Origin of the sequence: Halomonas organivorans (assembly GCF_014192055.1) — a bacterium.
Lineage (GTDB): Bacteria > Pseudomonadota > Gammaproteobacteria > Pseudomonadales > Halomonadaceae > Halomonas > Halomonas organivorans.
Genome location: NZ_JACHXM010000001.1, coordinates 526,924 through 541,451, shown reverse-complemented (window position 1 = coordinate 541,451; position 14,528 = coordinate 526,924). Strand labels below are relative to the sequence as shown.

Below are 14,528 nucleotides of genomic sequence, written 5' to 3'. Positions count from 1 at the left end.
GAGGGGGCCGACACTGTCGGCCCCCTCTTGCGTGGTGATTTGACGATGGCTGTCGTGCGGATTATTTTGTTCGTATCACAAACCTATGTTCACATAGCGCACATCAAGGTTCGAACGCGCAGGCGCTCGAACAGCAATCCTCGAACGCCGGCGTGGGCCTCTCGGACGGGTTCCCGCGGTGTTCCAACCGAGAGGCGAACATCATGGCCGAGCTCCTCAGCCTGCATGACGCGGTGGCGCGCTACGTCGAAGACGGCGCCACCGTGGCCATGGAAGGCTTCACCCACCTGATTCCCTTTGCCGCCGGGCACGAGGTCATTCGCCAGGGCAAGCGTGACCTGACCCTGATCCGCATGACGCCGGACCTGGTCTACGACCAGCTGATCGGCGCCGGCTGCGCGAAGAAGGTGATCTTTTCCTGGGGCGGCAATCCCGGCGTGGGCTCCCTGCACCGCCTGCGCGACGCCGTCGAGAAGGGCTGGCCGCACAAGATCGAGATTCTCGAGCACAGCCACGCCGCCATGGCCTGCGCCTTCGAGGCCGGCGCCGCCGGACTGCCGCTGGCCGTGCTGCGCGGCTACGTCGGCAGCGAGCTGCCCAACGTCAACGACCAGATCAAGTTCATCGAGTGCCCCTTTACCGGCGAGCGCCTGGCCGCGGTGCCGTCCGTGCGTCCGGACGTCTCCATCGTGCATGCCCAGAAGGCCGATCGCGCCGGCAACGTGCTGGTCGAGGGCATCGTCGGCGTGCAGAAGGAGGCGATTCTGGCCGCCACGCACAGCATCGTCACCGTCGAGGAAATCGTCGACGATCTCGATACGCATCCCAATGCCTGCGTGATCCCGGGCTGGGCCATCGACGCCATTGCCGTGGCCGAGAAGGGCTCGCTGCCGTCCTATGCGCACGGTTACTACCCGCGCAACAACAGCTTCTACAAGGAGTGGGACGCCATCGCCCGTGACCGCGACGCCTTCACCCAATGGATCGACGACAACGTCATGAACGCCGGGGGGAACGCCTGATGAGTACCGTCGAAAAGAGCCTGGACTATACCGCTGGCGAGATGATGACCGTGACCGCCGCGCGGGCGCTGGAAAACGGCACCACCTGCTTCGTCGGCATCGGCCTGCCCTCGGAGGCCGCCAACCTGGCGCGCCTGACCCATGCCCCGGACGTGGTGCTGATCTACGAATCCGGCACCCTGCAGACCAAGCCCGAGGTGCTGCCGCTGTCGATCGGCGACGGCGAGCTGTGCGAGACCGCGCTGACCACCGTCTCGGTGCCGGAAATGTTCCGCTACTGGCTGCAGGGCGGCAAGATCAACGTCGGTTTCCTCGGCACCGCCCAGATCGACCGCTACTGCAATCTCAACACCACCCTGATCGGCGACTACACCGCACCCAAGGTGCGCCTGCCTGGCGGCGGTGGCGCGCCGGAGATCGCGACCAACGCCGGTGAGGTGTTCATCACCCTCAAGCACTCCAAGCGCGCCTTCGTCGACCAGGTCGACTTCATCACCACCCTGGGCTTCGGCCGCGACGGCAAGGGCCGCGACGGCGTGCCCAACATCGGCAAGGGCCCGACACGGGTGATCACCGACCTGTGCGTGATGAAGCCGGACCCCGAGACCAAGGAGCTCACGGTGGTGTCGCTGCATCCGGGCGTGACCGCCGAGCAGGTCCAGGAGGCCACCGGCTGGGAGATCCGCTTCGCCGAGCAGCTGGAGAGCACCCCGGAGCCCAGTGCCCGCGAGCTCGAGGTGCTGCGTGAGCTCAAGGACAGGACCGCCCGCGCTCACACCGGCCAGTAAGCGCCGATAACGACATCGTCGCTTCGGCTCGCCGGGGCGACCAAGGAGTCTTGCCATGACCGACGTCTATCTCTGTCATCCCCGCCGCAGCGCCATCGGTCGCTTCGGCGGCACCCTGGCCAGCGTGCGTCCCGACGACCTGGCCGCCGATATCTTCAAGGCCGTGCTGGCCGAGGCGCCGAGGCTCGAGGCCGCGGCGATCGAGGAAGTCTTCATGGGCTGCGCCAACCAGGCCGGCGAGGACAACCGCAATGTGGCACGCATGTCGTCGCTGCTGGCCGGCCTGCCGGCCTCCATCCCCGGTACCACCATGAACCGCCTGTGCGGTTCGGGGATGGACGCCGTGGGGACCGCCTTCCGCGCCATCAAGGCCGGCGAGATGGACCTGGCGCTGGCCGGTGGCGTGGAGTCCATGTCCCGCGCGCCCTACGTGATGGGCAAGGCCGAGAGCGCTTTTTCCCGCGGGCAGCAGATCGAGGACACCACCATCGGCTGGCGCTTCGTCAATCCGCTGATGAAGAAGGCCTTCGAGACCCACTCGATGCCCGAGACCGCGGAGAACGTGGCCGAGCAGTTCGGCATCTCCCGCGAGGACCAGGACGCCTTCGCCGCGCGCTCCCAGGCCAAGGTCGCCGAGGCACAAGAGGCCGGGCGCTTTGCCGAGGAGATCGTCGCCATCGAGATCCCGCGACGCAAGCAGGAGCCGCTGATCTTCGATACCGACGAGCATCCGCGTGCCGGCACCACCGTCGAGAAGCTCGCCAAGCTGCCGACGCCGTTCAAGGCGGAAGGTGGCAGCGTCACCGCCGGCAACGCCTCCGGGGTCAACGACGGTGCCGCGGCCATGCTGGTCGCCAGCCAGGCGGCGGTGGAGCAGCATGGCCTGACGCCCATGGCCAGGATCGTTGGCATGGCCACCGCCGGCGTGGAGCCGCGTATCATGGGCTATGGTCCGGTGCCTGCGGTGCGTCGCCTGCTGGAGCGGACCGGCGTGTCGTTGGACGAGATCGACGTCATCGAGCTCAACGAGGCCTTCGCCGCCCAGGCGCTCGCCTGCATGCGCGACCTGGGCCTCGAGGACGACGATCCGCGGGTGAACCCCAACGGCGGCGCCATCGCCCTGGGCCATCCACTGGGCATGTCCGGCGCGAGACTGCTGATGACCGCCGCCCATGAGCTTCAGAAGACCGGCAAGCGCTATGCGCTGTGCACCATGTGCGTCGGCGTGGGGCAGGGCATCGCGACGCTGATCGAGAGGGCGTAAGAGGTACAAGAGGGAAGAGGGAAGGTAGAAGAGGAAAGGAAGAAAGACCGAGATTTCTGCCCTCTTCCCACGGTTTCCAATCGGGCGCCGAGCCGTGATTCGACGCCTGAGGATGGGAGAGTGTTTGATGGCATTTCTGAACATCGACGGTCGCAGCGTGGCCTATCGCCTGCTGGGCGCCGAGGCCAACCCGCTGGTGATCCTGGCCCATCCGCTGGGCATGACCCAGGCGGTCTGGGACGACGTGCTGGCAGCGCTGCTGCCGCGCTACCGGGTGCTGACCTGGGACCTGCCTGGCCACGGCGCCAGCGAGGCCTGGCCGGCGGACGGCGGCGAGATCACCCCCGAAGCGCTGGCCGCCGAGGCGCTGGCCCTGGCCGAGCGGGCCGGTGCGGCACGCTTCCACTTCGTCGGTACCTCCATCGGTGGGGTAGTCGGCCAGCAGCTGATCCAGGCGAACGCCGAGCGGCTGCTGTCGGCGACCCTGACCAACACCGGCGCGGTGATCGGCAACGCCGAGCTGTGGAATACCCGGGCCGGCCGGGTGCGCGAGGAAGGCCTGGCGGCCATGGCCGGCGAGATCGTGCCGCGCTGGTTCGCCGCCGACCTGATCAAGCGCGTCCCGGCCCTGGAAAGCGGCTGGTGCGTCCAGATGGCGCGCACCGACGCCGAGAGCTACGCCCGGCTGTGCGAGATGCTTGGCCGCACCGACTTTCGTGGCCGGCTCAAGGAGTCCTGTGCCGGTCCGGAGGGCGTCGACGTCCATCTGCTGGGCGGCAGCGAGGACATGGCGACCCCGCCGGAGACCCTGCAGACCCTGGCTGCCGAGTGCGGCGGCGCACCGCTGGAGGTCATCGAGGCCGTCGGCCACGTGCCCTCGGTGGAGGTTCCCGAGGCGTTCGCCAAACGGCTGCTGGTGTGGATGGCCGCTGACCGCTCGCGGGTCGGCGAGCAGGGGGTGTCCTATGAAGAGGGCCTCGAGACCCGCAAGCAGGTGCTGGGTGAGGCCCACGTGGCGCGCTCCACCGAGAACGCCACCAGCTTGGACGCGCCCTTCCAGCAGATGATCACCCGGCTGGCCTGGGGCGAGCTGTGGGGCAACGAGGACCTGACACGCGCCGAGCGCAGCATGATCACCACCGGCATTCTCGCCGCCCTGGGCCGCGAGGAGCTCGAGTTGCATCTCAAGACCGCCAAGCGCATCGGCCTCAGCGAGGCCCAGCTGCGTCAGGTGCTGATGCATGTGGCGGTCTACGGTGGCGTGCCGGCGGCCAACCATGCCTTCGCGCTGGCCAAGCAGCTGGGGTGGGGCGAAGAGTCACCCTGACTCGCACATGACTATTTGTTAGGGCGCTAATATGGCCCCGACATGGCAGGATACGAAGCCGGCCCAGGGGCCGGCTTCGTGCCGTTGGGGGATCGCATCGGCCCTGTGCGAGGCCGGGCGAGGGTAATGACTGACCGACCAGGGAGGAGGGACATGCACGACCAAGCGACGATGGAGATGCCGGGCCAGGGGCGCCAGGCGCTGCTGGTTTACGGCCTGCTGTGGTCTCTGGGCCTTTATCTGCGCCTGACGGTGTTGATCGTGCCGCCGCTGATCCCCCAACTGAAGGCGGGGCTTGGCTTTTCCAGCGGTGAAGTGGCGATCGCCACCAGCCTGCCGCTGGTCACGCTGGCACTCGGCGGCCTGGCTACTGGCTGGATGCTGGCTCGGCTGGGGGTCAAGGCATGCCTGCTGGGGGGGCTGGCGATCATGGCGCTGGGCAGCGCCATGCGCTCGCTGCCCGATGCCTTCCTGCCTTTCATGCTGGCCACTATCCTGATGGGAGCCGGCATCGCCTTCATGCAGGCGGCCATGCCGGTGTTGGCCAAGCTATGGGCGCCGCAGCGCATCGGGCGAGCGTCTGCCGTCTATACCAATGGCCTGCTGGTCGGCGAGCTGCTGGCCGCCGGGGTGACCGCTCCGTTGGCCGAAGCCTGGCTGGGCGACGCCTGGCAATGGGCCTTCGCGCTCTGGGTGTTGCCGGTGCCGCTGCTGATGCTGGCGCTGATAGTCGGCGCGCGTGCCTTGCCCGAGACGGGAGGCGGCTCGACGGCGGCGCGGCTGATGCTGCCGGACGTGGGCGATGGGCGCACCTGGCGTTTGGTGGCGCTGCTCGGCTGCGCCGCGGCGCTGTACTTCTGCGGCAATGTGTTCCTGCCGCCGATTCTCGAGTCCAGCGACCGCCTGACGCTGCTCGCACCGAGCCTGACCGCGCTCAATGGCGCGCAGATGCTGTCCTCGGCGTTGCTGATTGTCTGGGCCGACCGGCTGATGGGGCGCCATCGCCCGCTGATGGTCATCGCGGCGCTGGCTCTGCTCACCTTGCCGGCCATGCTGTGGCTGCCGGGTGCCGGGGTGGTATGGGCCGCCGGGGTCTTCGGCTTCTTCACCAGTGCGCTGTTCATCTTCGTGCTGGCCCTGCCGGCCTGGCTGGTATCCGTCGAGCGCCTGCCGCGACTGATGAGCGGCATGTTGTGCTTCGGCTACCTGCTGGTGTTTGCGATCACCGTGGTGGGCGGCTGGCTCAACGACGCCACCGGGATAGTGGCGCTGGCCTTCCTGCCGACCCTGGCGATCAGCCTGGTGGCCATGGCCGGCATGCCCCGCCTGCTCGCCTCGCGAGAGAAGGAGGCCTGAGTGTTGAGTTCGCGCATCAAGCTGCGTCACCTGCAGGCCTTCCTGGAGGTCGCCAAGCGGCGTAGCTTCGCCCGTGCCGCCGACAGCCTGGCGATCAGCCAGCCAGGCGTCTCCAAGACCATCCGCGAACTCGAGGACGTCCTTGGCGCCGAGCTGTTCGAGCGTGGCACCCAGGGCGTGGCGCTGACCCAGGCCGGACTGACCTTCCTGCGCCATGCCGGGCCGGCGATCCGCGCGCTGGAGGAGGGCGTGACCGCGGTGGGCGATGCCCACCGGGGGCAGTGGCTGCGCGTCGGCGCACTGTCCACCGTGGAGAGCCGGCTGCTGCCCGTCGCCATTCGCCGATGGCAGGAGAATGCGGCGGCCGAGGTCGGCGTCAACGTCGTCGCCGGCTCCAGTGCCTTTCTGCTCTCGCAGCTGCGGCTCGGCGAGCTCGACCTGGTGGTTGGGCGCATGACCGAGGCTCGAGAGATCCGTGACCTGGCCTTCGAGCATCTCTACTACGAGCCGCTGCTGCTGGTGGTGGGCCGCGGCCATCCGCTGGCCGGCGTCGATCCGCTGGTGCCGGCGCGGCTGGTCGAGTTTCCCTGGGTGGTGCCGCCGCCCCGTACCACCCTGCGCCAGCAGGTCGACAGCTTCTGCGTGCGCCATTCGCTGACGCTGCCCGGCCGGCTGCTGGAGACCCTGTCGCTGCCGATCAGCCGCCGCTTCACCCAGGAGGGCGATGCCATCTGGGTGGCGCCTCGTGAGTCGGTGCTCGAGGATCTCGCCGACGGCCGCCTCGTCGAGCTGGCGCTGCCGCTGGAGGGGCAGGGCGGCTCGGTGGGGCTGTGCACCAACGCCACCATGCAGCCCTCGCTGGTGCTGGAAGCGTTCTGCGAGGTGCTGCGCGAGGTGGCCGCCGAGCAGCGGATCGGGCAAGCCACCGGCGACGCCTGAACCAGCGCTTTCCCATCGAGCGGTTGGGCAGGGGATCGAGGTCGGGGGCGTCGGTAGGGCTGGTGTCGCATGAGATTTTTTTGTTATGTTATATCGTAGCTTGTTAGCCTCCGCCAACTCCGGCGGGATTCGACCATCAAGGAAAGGACATCATGGAGATGCGATCTGCAAGGAAGGCCAGCGTCCTGGCCATCGGGCTGCTGTCATTGGCAGGCAGCCAGTGGGTCATCGCCCACTCGTCCGAGGGCGAACACGACCACGGGCATGACCATGCACACGACCATGGGCACGACCACGACGAGGATATCTACGCCGGCTATTTCGACGACAGCCAGGTCGAGGACCGTTCGCTGGCTGACTGGCAGGGCGACTGGCAATCGGTATATCCCTATCTGCAGGATGGGACGCTCGACGAGGTGATGGCCGCCAAGGCCGCGAACAGCGCCGACAAGACGGCCGACGACTACAAGGCGTATTACCGGAAGGGCTACCAGACGGACGTCGCGCGCATCGAGATCGACGGCAGCGACGTCACCTTTCATGACCCGCAAGGAGCCCGCACCGGCGAGTATGTCTATGACGGCTACGAGATCCTGACCTACGAGGCCGGCAACCGCGGCGTCCGCTATATCTTCGAGCGGCAAGCCGGGGGCGAGGCGCTGCCCGAGTTCATCCAGTTCAGCGACCACGCGATCGCCCCGAACGACGCCGGGCATTACCACCTGTACTGGGGCGACGATCGCCAGGCGCTGCTGGAAGAGGTCGAGCACTGGCCGACCTACTATCCCGCCGATCTGGAGGGCCAGGAGATCGCCGAGGAGATGCTGGCGCACTAGCGCCGCTGACCGCGCCCTCGCGGCATGGCCGTGCCCCTGTATCGTGCAACCCGTTTAGTACACGAAGGCCCCTCAAGCGAGGGGCCTTCGCGTTGTCGAGGTGATAACCATGGAGTTATACCCCCTCGGCGAGACGTCAATTGGCAGCCCCGCGACGAGGCGCCACACTGGCTGTCATGAGGTGGCTTTCCGTCTTTGCCGGCGGTGCCACTCCCGTCAGCCAGCAAGAGACACGCCATATGCAAGACGATAACAAGCGTTTCGTGGAACGCGACCGTGACTGGCATCCGCCCGCCTATGCGCCGGGCTACAAGACCTCCGTCGCCCGCTCGCCGAGCCAGGCCCTGGTGAGCCTGCAGTCGCCCAGCATCTCCGAGCTCGGTGGCCCCGACTTCCGCCGGCTGCGTATGGGACGCTACGACAACGACCTGCTGATGAACTATCGGGAAGGCCAGGGGCAGGACGGCCTGCCGGTAGGCGAGCGCATGATGCTGTTCGGCCGCGTGGTCGACCAGTTCGGCAAGCCGGTGCCGCATACCCTGGTGGAAATGTGGCAGGCCAACGCCGGCGGCCGCTATCGCCACAAGAAGGATGCCTACCTGGCCCCGCTCGACCCCAACTTCGGTGGCGTGGGGCGTTGCCTCACCGACGAGCAGGGCTGGTACCGCTTCCGTACCGTCAAGCCTGGCCCCTATCCCTGGGGCAACGGCATCAACACCTGGCGCCCGGCCCATATCCACGTCTCGGTGATGGGGCCGGCGATCTCCACCCGCCTGATCACCCAGATGTATTTCGAGGGCGATCCGCTGATTCCGATCTGCCCCATCGTGCAGACCCTCAAGGACCCCGAGGCCGTCGAGACCATGATCGGTCGACTCGACATGGCGCAGAGCAAGCCCATGGATTGCCTGGCCTATCGCTTCGACCTGGTGGTGCGCGGCGAGCTGCAGACCTACTTCGAAAATCAATGAGCTGGTTCGAGAATCAGTGATACAGGATCAGGGGACCATCATGAAACAGCCCAATTCGACCCCCACCGCCGAGCTGATGCTGCGCGAGACCGCCTCCCAGACCGCGGGGCCCTACGTGCACATTGGCCTGGCCCTGGACGTGGCCGGCCTGCCCGAGCGTGAGGAAGAGATCTGGAACCGCATGGCCAAGGCGGAAGCCGAGGGTGAGCACATCGAGGTGGTCGGCACCGTCATCGACGGCAACGGCGACCCGGTGCGCGACGCCCTGATCGAGGCCTGGCAGGCCGATAGCCAGGGCGTATACCGGCCCGGGTTCGATCTCGAGCAGCCGTTCAACGGCTTCGGCCGCACCGCCACCACCGCCGAAGGTGCCAGCGAGTGGCGCCTCGAGACCATCAAGCCGGGGGCGGTGACCCGCGGTGACGGCAAGGTCATGGCGCCGCACATCAACCTGGCGATCTTCGCCCGGGGGATCAACATTCAGTTGCAGACCCGGCTCTACTTCGAGGACGAGGCCCAGGCCAACGCCTCTTGCCCGGTGCTGAACGCCATCGAGTCGCCGACCCGGCGCCAGACGCTGTTCGCCAAGCGCGAGGAAGTGAACGGCAAGGTGCGCTATCGCCTCGATATTCGCCTGCAGGGCGAGGGCGAGACGGTGTTCTTCGACTTCTGAGTCGCGCCCCGTGACACGAGCATAGCCGTGGCGCCGTCCTATGCTTGGGGCGGCGCGCTTCGTTGGTGCTATCGCCAGCCAGGGCCGGGCCCGTGGGAGCCGCGGCCCCACCCGCCCCGGCGACAACAGGAGAGGTCGTGATGTCCAACCCCTGCATCATCTGCGTTGCCATTACCGGCAGCCTGCCACGCAAGGAAAACAACCCCGCCGTTCCCATCAGCGTCGAGGAGCAGGTCGAGAGCGCCCAGGGGGCCTTCGAGGCCGGCGCCAGCATCGTCCACTGTCATGTGCGTAACGAGGACCAGACCCCGACCTCCGATCCGGAGGCGTTCGCCAGGCTGTTAGAGGGGTTGCGCAAGCACTGCCCGGGCATGATCGTGCAGCTCTCCACCGGCGGGCGCTCGGGAGCCGGCCAGGAACGTGGCGGCATGCTGCGGCTGCGGCCCGACATGGCGAGCCTGGCGGTGGGCTCCAACAATTTCCCCAACCGTGTCTACGACAACCCGCCGTCACTGGTGGAGTGGCTGGCCGACGAGATGCTGAAGTACGACGTCAAGCCGGAGATCGAAGCGTTCGACCTGTCGCATATCCACCAGGCGGCGAGCCTGTGCCGGCAGGGCAAGATCAAGGCGCCGCTCTATGTGCAGTTCGTGATGGGCGTCAAGAATGCCATGCCCGCCGACAGGCCGACCTTCGATTTCTATATCGAAACGCTGAAGCGGCTGGCGCCGGACGCCCAGTGGTGCGGCGCAGGAATCGGCGCCAACCAGCTGGTGCTCAATGAGTGGTCCATCGCCGCGGGCGGCCATACCCGCACCGGCCTCGAGGACAACGTGCGTCTCGATCGCCATACCCTGGCCCCGTCCAACGCCGCCCTGGTGGAGCGCGTCGTGGCGATGTGCGAGCAGTACGAGCGGCCGGTGGCCAGTTGGCAGCAGGCCCGGGAGATCCTGGGGCTGAAGCCTGCCTGAAGACGCTCCATGATGGGGGCGGGCCGTTGCCGCGGGTTCAGCTGCCCCTGCGGGCCTGGATGATCCGGTCGAGGGTCTCCAGCAGCTGTTCCCGCTCTCCCTCTTCCATGAAGGTGGTGAACGCCTCCTCGCCCGCCTCGACCTTCTGATTGAGACGTTCGGTGAAGGTCTTGCCCTTCGGTGTCAGGTAGAGCGCATAGGAGCGACGGTCGTGCTTCGACTTGCGTCGCTCGATCACTTCCATGCCCTCCAGCTTGTCGATCGCCGCCACCATGGCGGAGCGGTCCACGTCCAGCGCATTCGAGACGGCCGACTGGGTCAGTCCGGGGTTGTGGTAGACGATGGCGAGGATGCCGAACAGTCCCGGGGTGATGCCTTCCCTGGCACAGGCCTCGGCGAAGACGTCGAAGTAGACCATCTGGGCGCGCCGCAGCTTGTAGCCGAGGCGTGACTTCAGCATCGAATAGTCGATCTCATTACTGTCGTCGTGATTCATGTGTCTGCTCTGCTCGTGTGTAAGCGTCAGGCGCACAAAGGCGGTCGGAGCCGTTCGCAGCGGTACCCTAGACCAATGTTTAACACATATAATGTTTTGCACCTAAACAATATGTGGAACTATTGAAGAGCATGCTACCAAGGCATCGATGCCCGGGGTAGGGCAGATCGAGCCTTCTCGACAACGACACAATGACCGGGTGCGAACATGCTTCATTCCTTCCGCGATGTCCGTCTGGGCGAGGCGACGGCGCAGCTCACGCGCCGCGATGATGGCGTCCAACTGCTGCGAGTCGCCGAGCCGCTCGGCGACTATCCGGACACCCTGATGGATTGCCTGGACCGCTGGGCGGCCGAGGCGCCAGCGCGCTGCTTCGTGGCGCGGCGTGATGACACGGGCCAGTGGCAACGCCTGAGCTATGCCGATGCGCTCGAGCGGGTGCGCTGCCTGGCCCAGTGCCTGCTCGATGCAGGGCTGAGCGTCGAGCGTCCTCTCGTCATCCTCAGCGGCAATTCCGTTGAGCACCTGCTGCTGGCGATGGCCGCCATGTACGTGGGGATCCCTTATGCATCGATCTCCCCCGCCTATTCGCTGGTCAGCCGCGACTTCGTCAAGCTGCGCCATATCGTCGATCTGCTGACGCCGGGCATGGTGATGGTCGACAGGGCCGACGATTTCGCCGCCGCCCTGGCGGCGGTCAAGCCCGACGACTGCGAATGCCTGGCCGTGGAGCCCGGGGCCGTGGACGGGGCACGCCAGTTCCGCGAGCTGCTTGATACCCCGGTCAGCGAGGCGGTCGACTCGGCCCATGCGGCCGTCACCCCCGACACCATCGCCAAGTTCCTGTTCACCTCCGGCTCCACCGGCATGCCCAAGGGAGTGATCAACACCAACCGCATGCTGTGCGCCAATCAGGAGATGCTGGCCGCCCAGATGCCCTTCCTGCGCGACGAGCCGCCGGTGCTGGTCGACTGGCTGCCCTGGAACCATACCTTCGGCGGCAACCACAATGCCGGCATCGTGCTCTACAACGGCGGAAGCCTCTATATCGATGACGGCCGTCCGGTGCCTGGGGAGTTCGACAAGACACTCGACAACCTGCGCGAGATCGCCCCGACGATCTACTTCAACGTTCCCAAGGGCTTCGAGATCCTGGTTGAACATCTGAAGCGCGACGATGCCCTGCGCGAGACCTTCTTCTCGCGTCTCAACCTCATGTTCTTCGCCGCCGCGGGACTCTCTCAGCATGTCTGGGACGAGCTCGATCGCCTGGCCATCCAGACGCTCGGCTGCAAGGTGGGCATGCTGACCGGGCTGGGCGCCACCGAGACGGCGCCCTCGGCGATGTTCGCCTCGCTGGAGGAATCTCGCTCCGGCGTGGTCGGGCTGCCGGCCCGCGGCGTGACGGTCAAGCTGGTGCCCAACGGCGGCAAGCTGGAGTGCCGGGTGAAGGGGCCAAGCGTCATGCCGGGCTACTGGCGTCAGCCCGAGATCACCGCCAAGAGCTTCGACGAGGAGGGCTTCTACTGCCTGGGCGATGCGGTCAAGTTCATCGACCCTGAAACGCCCCAGCGCGGCATGCGCTTCGACGGCCGCATCTCCGAGGACTTCAAGCTCGATACCGGCACCTGGGTAAGCGTCGGCCCGCTACGGGCCCGCGTCATCGAGCTGGGCGCGCCCCACGTCAAGGACGTGGTGATCGCCGGGATCGACCGCTCCCATGTCTCGATCCTGGTCTTCCCCGAGCTCGACAAGTGCCGTGAGCTGGCGGGGGCTGGTCGGGAGGCGACGGTCGCGGAGGTGCTGGCCAGCGAGCCGGTGCGCGAGCGCTTCCGCCGCCTGCTGGGCGAACTGGCCGAGCACGGTACGGGCAGCTCGAATCGCGTCCGACGCGCGGTGCTGCTCGACGAGCCGCCGCGCCTGGATGCCAACGAGGCCACCGACAAGGGCTCGATCAACCAGCGAGCGGTGCTGGAGAATCGCGCCGCCATCGTCGACGAGCTCTACGCCGACGCGCCGTCCGAGAGGGTGCTGCGGCTCGACTGAGCCCGGCCCCGGTGAGGAGCCCATGCTGACCCATACCCATGTTCGCACCATCGAATGGGGCGACTGCGATCCGGCGGGGATCGTCTTCCATCCCCGCTACCTGGCCTACTTCGATCACGCCACCTGCCTGTTGTTCGCCAAGGCCGGTCTCGACCTGGCGACCCTGCAGGCGCGCTTCGCGGTGATCGGCTACCCGGTGGTCGACCTGCGCAGCCGTTTCCTGGCCCCCTGTCGCTTCGGCGACGAGGTGCGCATCGAGACGCGGATCGCCGAGTTCCGGCGCAGCAGCTTCGATGTACACCATGTGCTGCATCGCAGCGAGGCGGTGGCCGTGGAAGCCTCCGTGACCCGCGTGTGGGCGGGATGGCATCCGGACGACCCGCAGCGACTGCAGGGCCGGCCGGTGCCGGAGGAGGTGCGGGAGGCCCTGGGGCCGGGTTAGTAGGGCAACACGCTGGCATTCGCGCCCCGTGTGTCACGCCTTGAGCCTTCATGACGCAATACGCCCCGACAGGCTATGCCTGCCGGGGCGTATTGCGTCCTCGCACTTTGCCACACCCGAGACCACGACGTTCATACCAAAGTCTGGTATCGGGCATGGTGGTTGTGTGACCTATAATCGGGCTCAAGATAGATGTGTAAATCTATTGTTTTATAAATAAACAAATACAACGCCACCCGACCGCTGAGGTGATCCATGATGCATCGCTCCTTCAAGACCCTCGCCATCGCCGCCGCCCTGGGCAGCCTGACGCTCGCTGGCCAGGCCCAGGCCCGCGACCTGCGTATGGCGCCGGGGGTGCCGCCGGCGCATCCCGCCCACACGCCGCTCTATACCGACTTCGTGGACCTGCTGGGGGAGGCGACGGATGGCCGCCTGGGCGGGCAGCTCCTCGGCACCGAGATCGCCTCGATCAGCAACATGCGCAACGCGATGCGCAGCGGCCTGGTGGAGGTGGGGCTGTTCCTGCCGGCCTATTTCCCGGCCGACCTGCCCGAGATCAACCTGGTCGGCGACATGGCGCTGCTCGGCACCAATCCCTATGCCATGGGGGCGGCGATGACCGAGTACATCGCCACCTGCGAGGCCTGCCAGGCGGAGCTCAAGGCGCTCGGCATCGTCTATACCAGCACCCATTCCACCGATACCTATCAGCTGCTGAGCACCCAGCCGGTGCGTACCCAGGAAGACCTCGAAGGGCTGCGCCTGCGGGTCGGTGGTCCGCAGTACTCGCGCTGGGCGGAGGCCATGTCGGCCTCGCCGGCCTCGATCCCGGTGGGCGAGCAGTTCGAGGCGCTGTCCCAGGGCGTCATTGACGGCACCGTCGCTTCGATGGGCGACATCATCTCGTTCCGCCTCGAGGACGCGATCGACAGCATCACCAAGCTCGACCTGGGCACCTTCCACAGCACGATCTCCCATGCCGTGAGCGAAACGACCTGGCAGAGCCTGTCGCCGGCGGATCGCGAGGCCATCGTGCGCGCCTCGACCGAGGCCAGTGCCCGGGCGATCGAGCGTTGGGCCTACGAGATGACCGACGAGGCCATGGAGATCGCCCGCGAGCATGACATCGAGATCATCGAGCCCGACGAGGCCCTGGTCGAGGCCAGCCGTGCCTTCGGCGAGCAGGATCTCGAGTACGCCGCGGAGCAGGCCCAGGAGCGCTACGGCGTCGAGGATGCGCGTGCCAAGCTCGACCGTTTCATCGCGCTGGTCGACAAGTGGAACGGCATCGTCGAGGAGGTCGGCGAGGAGCCTGAGGCCGTGGCGGAAGCGGTGAACCGCGAGGTCTGGGACAAGGTCGACTTTTCCTCCTACGGCATCTGATGCCCCACCCC

14 protein-coding genes are annotated in these 14,528 nt (G+C 67.0%); 13 read left to right on the top strand and 1 reads right to left on the bottom strand.

Annotated elements, in window-relative coordinates; translation table 11 throughout:
* Positions 1-203: 203 nt before the first annotated feature.
* The 10 genes from FHR96_RS02470 to FHR96_RS02425 all read left to right on the top strand — a co-directional run bounded on the left by FHR96_RS02470 (position 204) and on the right by FHR96_RS02425 (position 10,147).
* Entirely contained in the window at positions 204-1,022 is an 819-nt protein-coding gene (locus FHR96_RS02470; RefSeq protein ID WP_183386045.1) for a CoA transferase subunit A, read from the top strand.
* Positions 1,022-1,810, top strand: a complete 789-nt coding sequence (locus FHR96_RS02465) for a CoA-transferase subunit beta (protein ID WP_183386044.1) — start codon at positions 1,022-1,024, stop codon at positions 1,808-1,810. The genes FHR96_RS02470 and FHR96_RS02465 overlap by 1 nt, the downstream gene beginning before the upstream one ends.
* 55 nt (positions 1,811-1,865) lie before the next feature.
* The gene (pcaF, locus tag FHR96_RS02460; protein ID WP_183386043.1) at positions 1,866-3,074 is read left to right on the top strand and encodes a 3-oxoadipyl-CoA thiolase; all 1,209 of its coding nucleotides are present in this window, start codon (positions 1,866-1,868) and stop codon (positions 3,072-3,074) included.
* A 127-nt stretch (positions 3,075-3,201) separates the two neighbouring features.
* Positions 3,202-4,401, top strand: a complete 1,200-nt coding sequence (locus FHR96_RS02455) for an alpha/beta fold hydrolase (RefSeq protein WP_183386042.1) — start codon at positions 3,202-3,204, stop codon at positions 4,399-4,401.
* A gap of 153 nt (positions 4,402-4,554) precedes the next feature.
* Entirely contained in the window at positions 4,555-5,757 is a 1,203-nt protein-coding gene (locus FHR96_RS02450; protein WP_183386041.1) for an MFS transporter, read from the top strand.
* On the top strand, positions 5,758-6,696 hold the full coding sequence (pcaQ, locus tag FHR96_RS02445) for a pca operon transcription factor PcaQ (RefSeq protein WP_183386040.1): 939 nt from the start codon (positions 5,758-5,760) through the stop codon (positions 6,694-6,696).
* A gap of 152 nt (positions 6,697-6,848) precedes the next feature.
* Positions 6,849-7,532, top strand: a complete 684-nt coding sequence (locus FHR96_RS02440; RefSeq protein ID WP_183386039.1) for a metal-binding protein ZinT — start codon at positions 6,849-6,851, stop codon at positions 7,530-7,532.
* Positions 7,533-7,771: 239 nt separating this feature from the next.
* Complete coding sequence (pcaH, locus tag FHR96_RS02435; protein ID WP_183386038.1) at positions 7,772-8,503, top strand: protocatechuate 3,4-dioxygenase subunit beta; 732 nt, start codon at positions 7,772-7,774, stop codon at positions 8,501-8,503.
* Between the two features lie 40 nt (positions 8,504-8,543).
* Positions 8,544-9,176: a protocatechuate 3,4-dioxygenase subunit alpha gene (gene pcaG, locus FHR96_RS02430; protein ID WP_183386037.1), complete on the top strand. Its 633-nt coding sequence runs from the start codon at positions 8,544-8,546 to the stop codon at positions 9,174-9,176.
* A 140-nt stretch (positions 9,177-9,316) separates the two neighbouring features.
* The gene (locus tag FHR96_RS02425; protein WP_183386036.1) at positions 9,317-10,147 is read left to right on the top strand and encodes a 3-oxoadipate:acetyl-CoA acetyltransferase; all 831 of its coding nucleotides are present in this window, start codon (positions 9,317-9,319) and stop codon (positions 10,145-10,147) included.
* A gap of 37 nt (positions 10,148-10,184) precedes the next feature.
* On the opposite strand, the gene FHR96_RS02420 is transcribed toward FHR96_RS02425, so the two are convergent.
* Positions 10,185-10,643 (bottom strand): MarR family winged helix-turn-helix transcriptional regulator, encoded by a 459-nt coding sequence (locus FHR96_RS02420; RefSeq protein WP_183386035.1) that lies wholly within the window; start codon positions 10,641-10,643, stop codon positions 10,185-10,187.
* Between the two features lie 207 nt (positions 10,644-10,850).
* Here FHR96_RS02420 and FHR96_RS02415 point away from each other — a divergent pair, with 207 nt between their 5' ends.
* The 3 genes from FHR96_RS02415 to FHR96_RS02405 all read left to right on the top strand — a co-directional run bounded on the left by FHR96_RS02415 (position 10,851) and on the right by FHR96_RS02405 (position 14,517).
* Positions 10,851-12,689, top strand: a complete 1,839-nt coding sequence (locus tag FHR96_RS02415) for a feruloyl-CoA synthase (protein WP_183386034.1) — start codon at positions 10,851-10,853, stop codon at positions 12,687-12,689.
* A gap of 22 nt (positions 12,690-12,711) precedes the next feature.
* On the top strand, positions 12,712-13,131 hold the full coding sequence (locus FHR96_RS02410; RefSeq protein ID WP_183386033.1) for an acyl-CoA thioesterase: 420 nt from the start codon (positions 12,712-12,714) through the stop codon (positions 13,129-13,131).
* A 255-nt stretch (positions 13,132-13,386) separates the two neighbouring features.
* Entirely contained in the window at positions 13,387-14,517 is a 1,131-nt protein-coding gene (locus FHR96_RS02405; protein WP_246392729.1) for a C4-dicarboxylate TRAP transporter substrate-binding protein, read from the top strand.
* Positions 14,518-14,528: the final 11 nt, after the last annotated feature.